The sequence below is a fragment of the Schaalia sp. genome, from assembly GCF_050312375.1.
Lineage (GTDB): Bacteria > Actinomycetota > Actinomycetes > Actinomycetales > Actinomycetaceae > Pauljensenia > Pauljensenia hyovaginalis.
On record NZ_JBNOYB010000110.1, the window covers coordinates 23,554 to 37,125 of the forward strand.

13 protein-coding genes and 1 pseudogene are annotated in these 13,572 nt (G+C 68.1%); 5 read left to right on the forward strand and 9 right to left on the reverse strand.

What is annotated here, in order from left to right; translation table 11 throughout:
* Positions 1-90: 90 nt before the first annotated feature.
* From ACQY7V_RS08875 to ACQY7V_RS08885, 3 genes are all read right to left on the reverse strand, one after another.
* The gene (locus ACQY7V_RS08875) at positions 91-2,475 is read right to left on the reverse strand and encodes a glycogen/starch/alpha-glucan phosphorylase (protein WP_428639843.1); all 2,385 of its coding nucleotides are present in this window, start codon (positions 2,473-2,475) and stop codon (positions 91-93) included.
* Positions 2,476-2,666: 191 nt separating this feature from the next.
* The gene (locus tag ACQY7V_RS08880) at positions 2,667-3,299 is read right to left on the reverse strand and encodes a MarC family protein (RefSeq protein ID WP_235361653.1); all 633 of its coding nucleotides are present in this window, start codon (positions 3,297-3,299) and stop codon (positions 2,667-2,669) included.
* Positions 3,296-4,141 (reverse strand): PHP domain-containing protein, encoded by an 846-nt coding sequence (locus ACQY7V_RS08885; protein ID WP_428639846.1) that lies wholly within the window; start codon positions 4,139-4,141, stop codon positions 3,296-3,298. The genes ACQY7V_RS08880 and ACQY7V_RS08885 overlap by 4 nt, the downstream gene beginning before the upstream one ends.
* A 45-nt stretch (positions 4,142-4,186) precedes the next feature.
* On the opposite strand from ACQY7V_RS08885, the gene ACQY7V_RS08890 reads away from it, so the two are divergent.
* The gene (locus ACQY7V_RS08890; RefSeq protein ID WP_428639849.1) at positions 4,187-5,719 is read left to right on the forward strand and encodes an aminopeptidase P family protein; all 1,533 of its coding nucleotides are present in this window, start codon (positions 4,187-4,189) and stop codon (positions 5,717-5,719) included.
* An 18-nt stretch (positions 5,720-5,737) separates the two neighbouring features.
* Here the strand turns inward: ACQY7V_RS08890 and ACQY7V_RS08895 are convergent, their stop codons facing one another.
* The 6 genes and pseudogenes from ACQY7V_RS08895 to ACQY7V_RS08920 form a co-directional block, all read right to left on the reverse strand.
* Complete coding sequence (locus ACQY7V_RS08895) at positions 5,738-6,424, reverse strand: hypothetical protein (RefSeq protein ID WP_277298288.1); 687 nt, start codon at positions 6,422-6,424, stop codon at positions 5,738-5,740.
* Positions 6,425-6,680: 256 nt separating this feature from the next.
* Positions 6,681-7,127 (reverse strand): annotated as a pseudogene (locus tag ACQY7V_RS08900) (ATP-binding cassette domain-containing protein); the annotation flags it as partial.
* On the reverse strand, positions 7,118-7,783 hold the full coding sequence (locus ACQY7V_RS08905) for a hypothetical protein (RefSeq protein WP_428639859.1): 666 nt from the start codon (positions 7,781-7,783) through the stop codon (positions 7,118-7,120). The pseudogene ACQY7V_RS08900 and the gene ACQY7V_RS08905, both read right to left, overlap by 10 nt.
* On the reverse strand, positions 7,687-8,157 hold the full coding sequence (locus ACQY7V_RS08910) for a hypothetical protein (protein WP_428639860.1): 471 nt from the start codon (positions 8,155-8,157) through the stop codon (positions 7,687-7,689). The genes ACQY7V_RS08905 and ACQY7V_RS08910 overlap by 97 nt, the downstream gene beginning before the upstream one ends.
* A 64-nt stretch (positions 8,158-8,221) precedes the next feature.
* Complete coding sequence (locus ACQY7V_RS08915; protein WP_428639851.1) at positions 8,222-8,782, reverse strand: hypothetical protein; 561 nt, start codon at positions 8,780-8,782, stop codon at positions 8,222-8,224.
* A 127-nt stretch (positions 8,783-8,909) separates the two neighbouring features.
* Positions 8,910-9,566 (reverse strand): general stress protein, encoded by a 657-nt coding sequence (locus ACQY7V_RS08920; protein ID WP_229770395.1) that lies wholly within the window; start codon positions 9,564-9,566, stop codon positions 8,910-8,912.
* Between the two features lie 86 nt (positions 9,567-9,652).
* On the opposite strand from ACQY7V_RS08920, the gene ACQY7V_RS08925 reads away from it, so the two are divergent.
* The 4 genes from ACQY7V_RS08925 (at position 9,653) to ACQY7V_RS08940 (ending at position 13,503) form a co-directional block, all read left to right on the forward strand.
* Positions 9,653-10,942 (forward strand): magnesium transporter MgtE N-terminal domain-containing protein, encoded by a 1,290-nt coding sequence (locus tag ACQY7V_RS08925; protein WP_154478413.1) that lies wholly within the window; start codon positions 9,653-9,655, stop codon positions 10,940-10,942.
* Positions 10,935-11,549 carry a DUF1003 domain-containing protein gene (locus ACQY7V_RS08930; RefSeq protein WP_428639854.1) on the forward strand — a complete coding sequence of 205 codons (615 nt, stop codon included), beginning with the start codon at positions 10,935-10,937 and terminating at the stop codon, positions 11,547-11,549. Before ACQY7V_RS08925 ends, ACQY7V_RS08930 begins: the two co-directional genes overlap by 8 nt.
* 122 nt (positions 11,550-11,671) lie before the next feature.
* Positions 11,672-12,802, forward strand: coding sequence for an Mrp/NBP35 family ATP-binding protein (locus ACQY7V_RS08935; RefSeq protein WP_428639856.1), 1,131 nt, complete (start codon positions 11,672-11,674; stop codon positions 12,800-12,802).
* A 71-nt stretch (positions 12,803-12,873) separates the two neighbouring features.
* The gene (locus ACQY7V_RS08940) at positions 12,874-13,503 is read left to right on the forward strand and encodes an O-methyltransferase (RefSeq protein WP_184452002.1); all 630 of its coding nucleotides are present in this window, start codon (positions 12,874-12,876) and stop codon (positions 13,501-13,503) included.
* Positions 13,504-13,572 lie beyond the last annotated feature (69 nt).

Consider the following 13,572-nt stretch of genomic DNA (forward strand, 5'->3'; position numbering starts at 1 on the left):
CCCGGCGGTGCATCCAGATCCCCTCGACGAAGAAAAGTGATGACTTCGCCGCCGAAAGGTGATGACCTCGCCGGAAGAAGGGGAGGGGGATCAGGCGTTGTCGGCCGGGTTGGCGATCGGCGTCGGCTCCAGCTTCCATACCTCGTCCGCGTAATCGCGGATCGTGCGATCGGAGGAGAAGCGCCCCGACTGAGTGATGTTCACCCAGGTCCTGCGCGCCCAGGCGCGCGCATCCGCATGATCGGCTGCCATGCGGTCCTTCGCCTCGCGGTAAGCCGCGAAATCGCCGAGGACGTAGTAGACGTCGGCAGGCTCATACCCCGACTCGAGGAGCGACCAGCGCAGATCGTGGAACCAGCCGGACCCCCGATCATCGAGGGTGCCGTCGACGAGGGCGTCGAGGACCCGCTTGAGACCGGGGACGTTCTCGTAGTGCCAGCGCGGGTCGTAGTTCTTGCGCAACTCGGGCAGCTCGTCCTCGGTGGCGCCGAAGATGTAGGCGTTCTCGGGGCCGACCGCGTCGAGGATCTCGACGTTCGCGCCGTCGAGGGTGCCGAGCGTGAGCGCGCCGTTCATCATGAACTTCATGTTCGACGTCCCCGAGGCCTCCTTTCCGGCCGTCGAGATCTGCTCGGACACGTCGGCGGCCGGGATGATGTGCTCGGCCGGCGAGACGTTGTAGTTGTGGATGAAGACGACCTTGATGCGCCCGTCGATGTCCGCGTCGTTGTTCACGAGCTCGGCGATCGTGTTGATGAGCTTGATGACGCCCTTGGCGCGGATGTAGCCCGGGGCCGCCTTCGCGCCGAAGATGAAGACGCGCTTGGGGACGTCCAGGCCCGGGTTCTCCTTGAGGCGGAAGTACAGGTCGAGGACGTAGAAAGCGTTGAGGAGCTGGCGCTTGTACTCGTGGAGGCGCTTGATCTGGACGTCGAAGATCGCATCCGGGTCGATGTCGATCCCCTCGCGCTCCTTCACCCAGGCGGCGAAGTCGACCTTGTTCTCATGCTTGATCTCGGTGAGCGCATCGAGGACGGCGTCGGTCGCGGCATCCTTGAAACCGCCGAGGACGGCGAGGTCGGTGACCCATGCGTCCGAGCCGGTGACCTCGTCGAGCAGGGCCGCGAGCCTCGGGTTGCACTGCTTGAGCCATCGCCGCGGCGTCACGCCGTTCGTCTTGTTGTTGAAGCGCTCGGGCCAGATCGCGTGCCATTCCTTGAGCGTCTCGCGCTTGATGATCTCGGTGTGCAGCGCGGCGACGCCGTTGATCGAGTAGGAGGCGTAGCAGGCGATCCACGCCATGCGGACGGTGTTGCCCGACACGGGGGCCATGTAGTCGACGACTCCCTGGTCGATGCCGCGTTCGGCCATGTCGATGCGGAAGCGGCGGTCGATCTCGCGGACGATTTCGGAGATGCGCGGGAAGAGGCGGTCGAAGATCGTCATCTCCCAGGTCTCGAGCGCCTCGGCGAGGACCGTGTGGTTCGTGTACGCGAAGGTCTTGGACACGACCTCCCAGGCGTCCTCCCAGCCGAGCCCGTGGACGTCCATGAGGAGGCGCATGAGCTCGGGGATCGCGAGCACAGGGTGGGTGTCGTTGAGCTGGACGGCGTTGTAGACGGCGAAGTCGCGGAGGTCCTCGCCGTGGTGGGCGATGTAGTTGTCGACGATCGCCTGGAGGGAGGCCGAGCAGAAGAAGTACTGCTGGCGGACGCGCAGGACTTTGCCCTCGAAGGTCGTGTCGTTCGGGTAGAGGACGCGCGAGATGTCGTTCGTCCGCTCGCGGTCGACGATCGCGTCGGTGAAGCGCTGGGAGTTGAAGGCGTCGTAGTCGAACTCCTCGATGGGTTCGGCCTTCCACAGGCGCAGGGTGTTGACGTTGCGCGTGCCGTAGCCGGTGATCGGCATGTCGTAGGGGACGGCGCGCACGGTGAGGTCGGCGTAGGAGACGATCCGGGCCTCCTCCTCGCGGCGGATGACGAAGGGGTAGCCCTCCTCCATCCAGGGGTCGGGGTGCTCGGTTTGGAAGCCGTTGTCGAAGAGCTGCTTGAACAGGCCGTAGCGGTAGAGGATGCCGTAGCCGGCGACCGGCAGGTCGAGGGTCGCGCAGGAGTCGAGGAAGCATGCGGCGAGGCGTCCGAGGCCGCCGTTGCCCAGCGCCGCATCCGGTTCTTCTTCGAGGACGAGGGAGAGGTCCTGTCCGTATTCGGCGAGGGCGGAGCGGGCGTCGTCGACGAGGCCGAGGTTGGAGAGGTTGTTGAGGAGGGCGCGTCCCATGAGGAACTCGGCGGAGAAGTAGTGCTCCTGGCGGCCCTTCGCATAGGTCTCGGTCGTTTCGGACCAGCGGTCGGCGATCTGATCGACGACGGCAGCGGACAGGCCCTGCCACAGCTCCATGGTCGTCGACTTTGCGACGGGACGGCCGGAGACGGCGCGCACCTGGGTCGCGAAGGTCTCGGGGAGGTTCTGCGTCATGAGTACTCCAGTGTTGAGCGTTGAAGCGGCGCGCCCGCTGAGAACGGACACTACGGGAGGGCCGCCGATGCGTTCCGGGGCGATGCATGTGTCACCGCCTTGCGCCCGTCGGCGGACGTTCCCGTCGTGCTCACTCTACCGCGAAATTACGGAAACGTTTCCGCCCCCGTTCTCATGCGACTTCTCACGAGCTACAAGGGCCAGGAGCTCGCAATGAAATCGAAGATCCCTCCCATGACCAATTGGGTGGCGATCGCCGCCAGGAGCAGGCCCATGATCTTCGTGAGCAGCATGATGCCCCCGGGGCCCAAGAGCTTCGACAGCAGCATCGAGAAGCGCATCGTCGCCCACATGACGAGATGGGCGAGGACCACGGCGACGATCGCACCGACCCAGCCGGCGACCGAGGCCTTCGCCTGAGCGACCGAGACCATGACCGCGACGATCGCACCGGGCCCGGCGAGCAGCGGCGTCCCCAGGGGGACGAGGGCGACGTTCACCGACTCATCACCGGTATCGGGCTCCTCGCTGTCGGAGCCCATGAGGAGCTCCATCGCGACGAGGAAGAGGAGGACGCCGCCGGACAGTTTGAGGGCCTCCATCGAGATCTGCAGGAGGTGGAGGATCGACTGGCCGAGCACCGCGAAGACCAGGATGACCGAGAAGGAGACGAGGGTCGCCTGGATCGCCGCCCGCTTCTGCCGGGCCGGCGTCATGCGGCCCGTCAGCGACAGGAACACGGGGATCGTTCCGAAGGGGTCGAGGATGACGATGAGCGTGGTGAAGGTCGTCGCGAAGAGCGCGACGTCGAAGACGGCGCTCACGGACGGACCACCTCGATGCAGCCGCGCGCCTCGACCTCGTCGAAGACCTCGGGCGAGGTGAGGTTCTCGCCCAACCGGTTCGGCTTGCCGGCCCCGTGATAGTCCGAGGAGCCGAAAAGCGCGAGTCCGAGCCCGCGCGCAAGCGCATCGACGGCCTCCCGGTCTTCGGCGGCGTGATCGCGATGATCCCTTTCGATCCCGAAGAGCCCCGCCTCGGCCATCGCCGCGATCGTCTCCTCGGGCAGGAGGCGCTGCCTCGCCCTCGCCCTGGGATGGGCGAGAACCGGGACCCCGCCGGCCTCCAGGACGATCTCAACGGCCTCGACGGGATCGGGAGCCCAGTGGTGGACGTAGTAGGGCCCCGAGGGATGCAGGGCGCCGCGGAAGGCCGCCGAACGGTCCGCGAAGGCCCCCGCCTCGACAAGCGCATCGGCGATGTGCGGCCGGCCGACGGGACCGTCCTCGGCCGCACGGCAACGGACGTCCTCCCAGGTGATCGGGAAGTCCTCCGCGAGGCGCTCGACCATCGCCCTGGCGCGCGTCCTGCGGGTCGTGCGCGACTTGTCCAAAACGGCGACCAGGCGCGCAGAATCCGGGTTCGGCAGCAGTCCGAGCAGATGCACGGTGACGCCCTCGGCCGAGCAGCTCATCTCCACCCCGCGTACGAGGGCGACGCCCGTGTCCGCCACGGCCGCTTCCGCTTCGGCCCAGCCCTCGAAGGTGTCATGGTCGGTGAGGCCGAGGACGTCCAGGCCCGCGTCCGCGCCCGCGGCGAGGAGTTCAGCGGGGGCGTCGGTGCCGTCTGAGCATGACGAATGAGTGTGAAGGTCGATCCGGAGCATGCCTCGAGGGTATAGGCTGCCCCGATCGAGTGCCACAATGGGGCCATGACTGATTCGCCCAGCACCGCTCCCGAAGAATCCGCACCCCAGTCGATGGCCGACAGGGGCGACACCCGGTCCAGGCGACCCGATTCGGACGCCTTCCGCGCCTTCATGGCCTCGGGCTGGGGCGAGCGCATCACGGCGCCGGTCGAACGCTTAGGCGCCGCCGAGCATCTTCCCGCTCGCGCCCTCGCCGCGGGCGAGCCCTTCACGGGACAGCGCCTCGTCGTTCCGGCCGGCACTTTCAAGGTGCGCAACAACGACTGCGATTACCGCTTCCGCGCCCACTCGGCCTTCGCCCACCTCACGGGCCTGGGGGGCGAGCGCGAGCCCGACGCGGTGCTCGTCCTCGAGCCCCGCGAGGCCGGCGGGCACGAGGCCGTCCTCTACTTCAAGCCGCGCGCCTCGCGCACCTCGAAGGAGTTCTACGCGGATTCGCGCTACGGCGAGTTCTGGGTGGGGGCGCGCCCCTCCCTGGAGGAGGTGAGCGCCCAGACGGGCCTGCGCTGCGCCCACATCGACACCCTGCGCGACGCGCTCGCCAAGGATGCGGGTCAGGTCGATCTGCGGATCGTGCGCGGAGTCGACTCGAATGTCGAGTCCATGGTCGAAGAGGTCCGCTCCCAGGCCGGCCTGCCCGTCGGCGAGGACGCCCGGCACGAGGATGAGAGATTCGAAGAGCGCCTCTCGGAGATCCGCCTGCGCAAGGATCCCTTCGAGCGCGCCGAGCTGCGCCGCGCCGTCGAGGCGACGAAGCGCGGATTCGATGACATCCTCAGGGCCCTGCCCCGGGCCGTCGGCCACCGCCGGGGGGAGCGCGTCATCGAGGGCGCGTTCGGCGCGGTCGCGCGCGAGGAGGGCAACGGCCTCGGCTACGACACGATCGCCGCTTCGGGCAATCACGCGAACACGCTCCACTGGATCGACAACGACGGCCCGGTGAACGAGGGCGACCTCGTCCTCGTCGATGCGGGCGTCGAAGTCGATTCCCTTTACACCGCCGATATCACGCGCACCCTCCCGGTCAACGGGACGTTCAACGAGGTGCAGGCCCGCGTCTACCAGGCCGTTCTCGATGCCTGCGAGGCGGCGCTCGCCAGGGCCAACGAGCCGGGTTGCCGCTTCCAGGACGTCCATGACGCGGCCATGCGGGTCATCGCGGCCCGTTTGCGCGAATGGGGCCTGCTGCCGGTGACCGTCGAGGAGTCCTTGTCCCCCGCCGGTCAGCAGCACCGCCGCTGGATGCCTCACGGCACCTGCCACCACCTCGGCCTCGACGTGCACGACTGCGCCAAGGCCCGCCGTGAGATGTATCAGGAGGCCCTGCTCGAACCGGGGATGGCCTTCACGATCGAACCGGGATTGTACTTCCGCGCCGATGACGAGTTGATCCCCGCCGAATACCGCGGGATCGGCGTCCGCATCGAAGACGATGTCATCGTCAACGAGGACGGGAGCGTCACCAGGATCTCCGAGGACATCCCGCGCACCATCGCCGAGGTCGAGGCCTGGATCGCCGCGGCTCAGGGATGCTGAGCTCTCGTCTCATCGTCCTCATCGCGTCTTGAAGTAGGAGAAGAGGTGATCTTCGCGCGTCGCTGACCAGCCGATGGCGGCTCCCGCAAGGGATGCGACCGTTGCCGCCCAGATGATGCGGTTCGTCAGGATCAACGGCGCGGGATCATCGATCACGCCGAGCCCGGCCATGAGGATGATCGCCGCCGACTCGGACAGCAGCATCGCAGGGCCGAGCCACCACAGGGTTTCGACGAGCACGATCCCGGCCATGTCTCTTCTCGAGGCGCCCGCGTGCAGGCCCGAGGCCAGTTGGAGGCGCCGCAGCCGTACGGAGGCGAAACCGAGCACCAGGCAGGCCGCAGCGACTCCGATCGGGGAGAATCGGGTGATTCTGGCGTCGAATTGATCTTTGCCCGCGAATCGCGCGCCGAGGACGGGGTTGAGCTGACCGAGTCTCGCAGTCGCTTCCTGCGAGTCCTTCGCAGGGACGAGGGCGGAGTAGACGAGACCGGTCACCAGATCGGATTGGGGCCAGGCATCGACCCAGCACTCGTCGTAGACGCTCCTCGTGTTCGAGGGCACGAGAATCATGTACCCGTATCCGGAGGCCCTCCCGTCGTCCGGATAGGGGTACACGCCGGAGACGACGAGTCCGCCCTGATCGCTCGCGATCGTGTCCCCGGTTCCGGCTCCTGTCGCCTCGGCGACTTGGTCGGATATCACTGCTCCCGGCCGGAAACCGGAATCGGGGCGGAGGAGGGTGGGGAAGGAGGCGGTGACAGTCGCGACGGGGACCGGCGCCCGCTTGCGCGGCTTCCGGTCCTTCCTGGTGCGCGCGCAGGTCGATGACTCGGGTGCACATGTCCCGAGTCGCCTCATCATGGGTTGCGATGACGACGATCGTTGAGGGGTCAGCTAGAGCGGCGATCGTCGTGTTGACGTCCTTGCGGGTGAGCAGGTCCAGTTGGGCGGTCGGCTCGTCGATGAGGAAGAGGGCGGGGCGGGAGGCTGCGGCTCGTGCGAGCATGAGACGCTGCGCTTCTCCCCCGGAGAGGCTGTGGAAGCCTTGATGGGCGAGCGGGTCCAATCTGAATCGTCGTAGCAGGTCGAATGCTTCTGCTTCGGCTTCCGCACGGCGGGCGCCCGCAGCGAGAAGGGGGAAGGCGACGTGATCGAGGACGCTCCGACTGGGCGTCCCGTGGGGATTCTGAAAGACCCATGCGGTCCTCCCCTCCCCCTGGCGCGCGATCGTCCCTTCGGCGGGGGCCGTCCATCCGGCGATGAGACTGAGCAGCGTGCTCTTGCCGCTTCCCGAGGGGCCGACGAGGGCGTAGATCTGCCCGGGGACGAGGCGCGCGCTCAATCCTTTGAACAGCCAGGGGCCTCCGGCGAAACGGTGTCCGACGGAATCGATCACTACCTGCATGATGCGGCGTTTCGGGGCGGGGCGGGCAGGGAGGCGGGTGCGGGCGCCCCGTCCGGGAACAGGATGTGGGTCTGCCCCAGTTCGGAGGAGACGATCGTGACGGGCCTGGGGACGCCGTTGTCGAGGACGCAAGCATCGGCCGCGTCGACCTCGTAGATCGCTGATGGGCTGACCGCGTGAACGAGGGTCGGCTCGGCGAGGCTGAGTGAGGCGTCGAGATTCGGAGCGGGCTCATCATTTTGCGCCGATAACCAGTGCTGGTACGAGGAGGTGGTTTGCAACTCGGCGAGGGCTTGCGGGTCTTCGAGGATCCCGGCTTCCTCGACGGGGAAGTCGCGTCCATCGACCGTCAGGAGTCGCTGTCCGGGCAGGAGATCGGCGGGCATGTCGACGACTCGCGCGCGCACGAGGGTGCGATCGAGTACGGCGATTTCGTCGTGCTCTACGATGCCCTCCCCGACGGATGCGGCGCAGGAGGAGGGAACGACGCTCGGCTCGGGGAGCCAGACGAAGGAGGCCCGGGGGATCAGCGCGTAGGAGGAGAACGCGGGGGTGCCGCTCAGGCCGACGAGGTCGGCGACGGAGCGCAGGGTTTGCGGACCGATACGCCCGTCGGCGTCGACGAGGTATCCGAGGCGTTGGAGCTCCGCCTGCAGGGCAGTGACGTCGTCGCCTTGATCGCCCGGACCCAGGTCGCGCCACAGGGGATGGCGGTGGCCAGCGCGTAGAGCCTCTGGTCGCCGAGGGTCATCATATGGTCGCCGGAGGCGATCGCTTGGCCCGCCTGACACGCCGATTCGGTGATGAGGCCGTCGCTCGGAGATTTGAGGGATGCGCTCGGCCCGAGTTCGAGCGCCAGGCGAATGCTCCTTCTGTCGTCGATGGTGCGCTGGACGACGGGGGTGTCGACGGCGGCGGGCGTTTCTTCGAGCCCCCGGGGGGAAACGGGTCGGAAGAGGAGCGCCCCGAGGGCGGCTCCCGCGCCGATGGCGACGACAAGGGCCGCGATTCCCAGAAGTGCTCGTGTCATTGTTTCTCCCTCCCGCATGCTGCGGGCCCGACGTCTGCGCGTCGGGCCCGCGGCATCATGCGCTTCACTGGAGGCCGAGGTGCCCGAGAGCGTCCTGCGAGCAGACATACGCGGCACGCGACTGCGACGCCGGATCACCGCTCATATACCACTCATTCATCTCCTCAACCGTGGCACCCGCCTCAAGAAGCCCCGCCCGCACCAGACAATCCCTCTCCGCACTCGGCCAATCGACATTCTCAGGATTCGCTTTCAAAGAGCGGTACCAGATCTCCGTGTCGATAAGCCCTGATTTCGTATCGCAGTCGACCTTCAGGCGAGATTCCTCCTCTTCACTGATGTCCGTCCGAGCATCGATACTGCCCGTCCCATCGGGATTCATGACGATTCCGGTGAAGCCGTTCTCCTCCAGGCATTGACGCGACCGATTCTGCGCTTCGAAATACTCCGAATCGGTAATCATGCCATCGCGCACCGATTCACGAAAATACTCCGACTCAGAATTCTGGTAGGCGTCACTTAATTCCAGTGCATACGGGCCGGTGAAGGAAACGCTCTGCCCGCCGGACCCGTCTCCGGAAGGCGCAGTTCCCCGCGCCGTGCAGGACACGAGAAGCGGGGGCATCACAGCGCAAACGCAAGCGAGCTTGAACGCAACGGACCGGCTCAGCATCAACGGCTCCCAGGAAGCAACACTCAGACCCCCATTGCAGTGGGATTCATCATCTTCGACAGCGGGCGACCTCAAGGCACTACGAAACCGTTCCGGAACCCTCCGACTCGCGACTTCGCTCCGATTCCCGGGTTCGCTCCGACGCGTCGCTCAGCCGCACGCCGAATCGCGGCTGCTCGTCGGGGCGCGAACCGTACTCGGTCGGCCCCTCCTTCTCGGGGCGCACCCGCGCAGGCCGGGGGCGCATCTGATTGCCGGGCGTCTTCTGCAGCATCTGGAAGGCCCGGTCGACGTCGGCCGAAGCCAGGACCGCGTAGCGGGAGGCGACGACCTGCGAAGAGGACGTGAAATCCCTGCGGCCCCCGGTCATCGCGTACAGCAGGCCCGACATCACGATCCCCGCGAGAGCACCGCCGGCCACTCCGAACATCACCCACAGGAGCGCCGATCGGCTCGGGGCGGCGAAAGACATCATGAGCCCCATGAAGGCGCCCCACAGGGCTCCCGAGGAGGCGCCGGAGAGGGCCGCCCGCCCCATCGTCAAACGGCCGGTCACGCGTTCCACGAGGTGGAGGTCCGTGCCGACGATCGTGATCGACTTGACGTCGAATTCCCGGTCGGCGAGGTAGTCGACGGCTCCCTGCGCCTCCGCGTAGGTGCGGTACGAAGCGACCTCGGTGCCCGAGGGCATGACGGGCATCTGGAACTGCGGGGAGGCGGTGCGGGCAGCCATCATCTTCCTTCCATGGTCGAAACCCGAAGAGATCCTAGATGCCATCCTCCCACCCCGGGGCCTAGGCTGTCCTCGTGAGCAACGAACAGATGGGCGTCGGAACCGCAGGACGCCGCGTGTACATCGGCAGGCTCGCCGGGACCTCGGTCTTCGACCCCCTCGGCGATCAGGTCGGCCGCATCCATGACGTCGTTGTCACCTTCAGGGTCTCGGGGATCGCGAACGTCATCGGCTTCGTCGTCGAAGTCGGTCCGCGCAAGCGCGTCTTCCTGCCCCTGACCCGCATCACCTCGATCGAATCGGGGTCGGTCATCACGACCGGCCTGCTCAACATGCGGACCTTCACGCAGCGCCCCGTCGAGACCCTCGTCCTCGCCGAGCTCTTCGATCGCGTGGTCACCCTCAACGACGGCTCCGGAGAGGTCAGGATCCTCGACGTCGCCATGGAGCGGCGCCGACCGAAGGACTGGGTGATCTCCAAGCTCCACGTGCAGCGCCAGAGGACCACCTCGCTCGGCTTCATCCGATCGGGCGAGACCCTCAACGTCTCCGTCTTCGAAGTGAGCGGCCTGCTCAAGACCGACTCCAACCAGGCCGCGACCTCGCTCCTCGCCCAGACCGAGGACATGCGCCCCGCCGACCTCGCGGACCTGCTCCACGACCTGCCGCGCGACCGCCGGATGGCGATCGCGCAGGAGCTCCCCGACGCCCGGCTGGCCGACGTCCTCGAAGAGCTGGGCGACGACGACCGTGTCGCCATCGTCTCCGCCCTGGAGGCCGGACGGGCCGCCGACGTCCTCGACGTCATGCAGCCCGATGACGCCGCCGACCTCGTCTCCGAGCTCCCCGAGGCGAAGGCGCAGGCGCTCCTGGCCCTCATGGAGCCCGAGGAGGCCGAGGACGTCCGCCGCCTCCTCACCTACGAGGAATCCACCGCCGGCTCCCTCATGACGACCGAGCCCGTGATCTTCGGCCCCGGTGCGACCGTCGCCCAGATGCTCGCATCCGTGCGCCGCGAGGACCTGCCGGTATCGCTGGCGACCGTCGCCTTCATCACCCGCCCGCCCGAGGAGACCCCCACCGGCCAGTACCTCGGGATGGTCCATCTTCAGCGGGCGCTGCGCGAACCCCCGCAGACCCTCCTCGGCACGATCCTCGACTCCGACATCGAAGCGGTGTCGGCCGAGGCCCATGTCGCCACCGTGACCCGCCTCCTCGCCACCTACAACCTCACCGTCCTTCCCGTCGTCGACGAGGACGGCCACCTGCTCGGCGCGGTCTCCGCCGACGACGTCCTCGACGAGCTCCTGCCCGAGGACTGGCGCGACTACGACGACGAGGTCGCCGACAGGATCATGGCGAGGAGCATCGATGGCTGATCGTCTCGACACCCCCCGCGAGCGCGGATTCTCGTGGTTCCGCCGTCGGACGCGCTCCTCCGACGGCTTCGGCCGCTTTGCCGAGGCGACCGCCCGTTTCATGGGCTCGCCGCGCTTCATCCTCTACATGACGATCTTCGTCGTCTCCTGGATCGCGGCGAACGTCGTCCTCCACCAGGTCGCCCGCGCATACGCCTGGGACGCGTACCCCTTCATCCTTCTCAACCTCGCCTTCTCGACGCAGGCCTCCTACTCGGCGCCCCTCATCCTCCTCGCGCAGAACCGTCAGGCCGACCGCGACCGCGTGCAGGCCGAGCAGGACCGCCAGCGCGCCGAGCGCAACCTGGCCGACACGGAGTTCCTCACGCGCGAGATCGCGAGCCTGCGCCTGTCCGTCCAGGAGGTCGCCACCCGCGACTTCGTCCGCTCGGAATTGCGCGATCTCCTCGATGACCTGCGCGAGGACATCCGCGCGCAGGTCCGCGCCGAATTGGAGGAGGAGTACGCCCGGAAGGCCGACGCCGCCGCCGACCCGGATCGGACGCGGAGCGGAGCCGAGGGCGACGGGGCGGGCGACGGCCCGTCCCTCCCCGCCGCACGGAGCTGAGGGCCCCGCCCTCGCGAATTTCGCGGCCGGGCATCCGCCACCTGGCGAGCGACGCGCCTTCACTTTCGTTCAGACGCCCCGCCGGATGCGAAGTCACGGGCGGCGCTGCGTAGAATCACAGCATGTCCGTCTCAATCGACCAGGTGATGACCGCCCTCGGCACCGTCATCGATCCCGAAATCCGCCGCCCGATCACCGACCTCGACATGGTCTCCCCCGACCTCGTCACCATCGACGGGGCGACGGTGAGCGTCCGGGTCCTCCTCACGACCGCCGGATGCCCGCTGCGCAACACGATCGCCGCCGACGTCGAGAAGACCGTGGGCGCGCTCGACGGCGTCGAGGCCGTGACCGTCGAGACGGGCGTCATGGACGACGAGCAGAAGAAGGCGCTGCGCGAGAAGCTCAACGGGGGGCGCCCCGAGAAGGAGATCCCCTTCGCCCAGCCCGGCTCCCTCACCCGCGTCATCGCCGTCACCTCCGGCAAGGGCGGCGTCGGCAAGTCCTCGATGACGGCGAACCTCGCGGCCGCGATGGCCTCGTCCGGCCTCAAGGTCGGCGTCATGGACGCAGACATCTACGGCTTCTCCATCCCCCGGATGCTCGGCGTCGCCCACGATCCGCAGGTCATCGACGGCATGATCATCCCGCCGGTCGGAGCGGCCGGGGTGAAGGTCATGTCCATCGGCATGTTCGTGCCGGACGGCCAGCCCGTCATCTGGCGCGGCCCCATGCTCCACAGGGCCCTCCAGCAGTTCCTCGCCGACGTGTTCTGGGGGGACCTCGACGTCCTCCTCATCGACATGCCGCCCGGGACCGGCGATGTGGCCATTTCGGTCGCGCAGCTCATCCCGAACTCGCAGATCCTCGTCGTCACCACCCCGCAGGTCGCCGCCGCGGAGGTCGCCGAGCGCGCGGGCTCCATCGCCGCGCAGACCCAGCAGCGCGTCATCGGCGTCGTCGAGAACATGTCCTTCCTGCCGCAGGCCGATGGCTCGCGCCTGGAGATCTTCGGGAACGGCGGCGGGACCTCGGTGTCCTCGCGCTTGACCGCGCAGCTCGGATACGAGGTTCCGCTCCTCGCGCAAGTTCCGCTCGACATCGCCCTTCGCGAGGGCGGGGACGCCGGCCGGCCCGTGGCGCTCGATGAGGGCCCCGCGGGCGAGGTCCTCACCTCGCTCGGCCGGACTCTCGGAGCCGGAGCGCGGGGCCTCGCGGGCCGCCCGCTCGGCGTCTCCCCCGTCACTCGCTGAGCCCCGCCCCCGCGCGACGCGCGGGGGCGATACTCTGAAAGCCACTGAAAGACACCAGCATCGGAGAAGACATGGCTGACAAGGCCCAGGCCTGGGTATTCGTCGAGGATTACATCCCCGAGTCCGAGCCCGTCCGCGAGGCGCGCGCCGCCGCGGTCGAGCTCGGTGCCGACCCCGTCTCCCCCGGCACGGGCGCCGCCCTGCGGATGCTCGCCGCGGTCGCGGGGGCCAAGGCCGTCCTCGAAGTGGGGACGGGCGCGGGGGTTTCGGGCCTGTGGCTCCTCGACGGGATGCCCGCCGACGGGGTCCTCACCTCCATCGACTCCGAAGTCGAGTTCCACAAGCAGGCCCGCCGCGCCTTCACGAAGGCCCAGGTCTCGCCCCAGCGGACCCGCCTCATCGCCGGCCGCGCCCTGGACGTCCTGCCGCGCATGGCGGTGGGGGGCTACGACATGATGGTCCTGGACGCGGACGTTCAGGAGACCCCGGAGTACCTCGATCATGCGGTGCGCGTCCTGCGCCCGGGGGGCTTCATCGCCTTCGTCCACGCCCTCTGGGGCGATCAGGTCGCCGATCCGGCCCGACGTGATTCGGAGACGGTCGTCTGCCGCGAGGTCGTCCGCTTCCTGGCGGAGTCGCCCGATTTCACCCCGGCGCTGCTGCCGGTCGGCGATGGCCTCGCCGTCGCGGTCAAGCGCTGATCCCCCAAGCGGCCGAAGGCGCCCTCGACGAGCGCGGGGCGCCGTGGCTGTGCCCGCCACGGCGAGTTC

Coding starts and splice junctions, on each gene's coding strand:
- ACQY7V_RS08875 (WP_428639843.1), bottom strand. CDS start 2,475: ATGACGCAGAACCTCCCCGAGACCTTCGCGACCCAGGTGCGCGCCGTC.
- ACQY7V_RS08885 (WP_428639846.1), bottom strand. CDS start 4,141: ATGCTCCGGATCGACCTTCACACTCATTCGTCATGCTCAGACGGCACC.
- ACQY7V_RS08890 (WP_428639849.1), top strand. CDS start 4,187: ATGACTGATTCGCCCAGCACCGCTCCCGAAGAATCCGCACCCCAGTCG.
- ACQY7V_RS08910 (WP_428639860.1), bottom strand. CDS start 8,157: ATGACACGAGCACTTCTGGGAATCGCGGCCCTTGTCGTCGCCATCGGC.
- ACQY7V_RS08915 (WP_428639851.1), bottom strand. CDS start 8,782: ATGCCCCCGCTTCTCGTGTCCTGCACGGCGCGGGGAACTGCGCCTTCC.
- ACQY7V_RS08920 (WP_229770395.1), bottom strand. CDS start 9,566: ATGATGGCTGCCCGCACCGCCTCCCCGCAGTTCCAGATGCCCGTCATG.
- ACQY7V_RS08925 (WP_154478413.1), top strand. CDS start 9,653: ATGGGCGTCGGAACCGCAGGACGCCGCGTGTACATCGGCAGGCTCGCC.
- ACQY7V_RS08930 (WP_428639854.1), top strand. CDS start 10,935: ATGGCTGATCGTCTCGACACCCCCCGCGAGCGCGGATTCTCGTGGTTC.
- ACQY7V_RS08935 (WP_428639856.1), top strand. CDS start 11,672: ATGTCCGTCTCAATCGACCAGGTGATGACCGCCCTCGGCACCGTCATC.
- ACQY7V_RS08940 (WP_184452002.1), top strand. CDS start 12,874: ATGGCTGACAAGGCCCAGGCCTGGGTATTCGTCGAGGATTACATCCCC.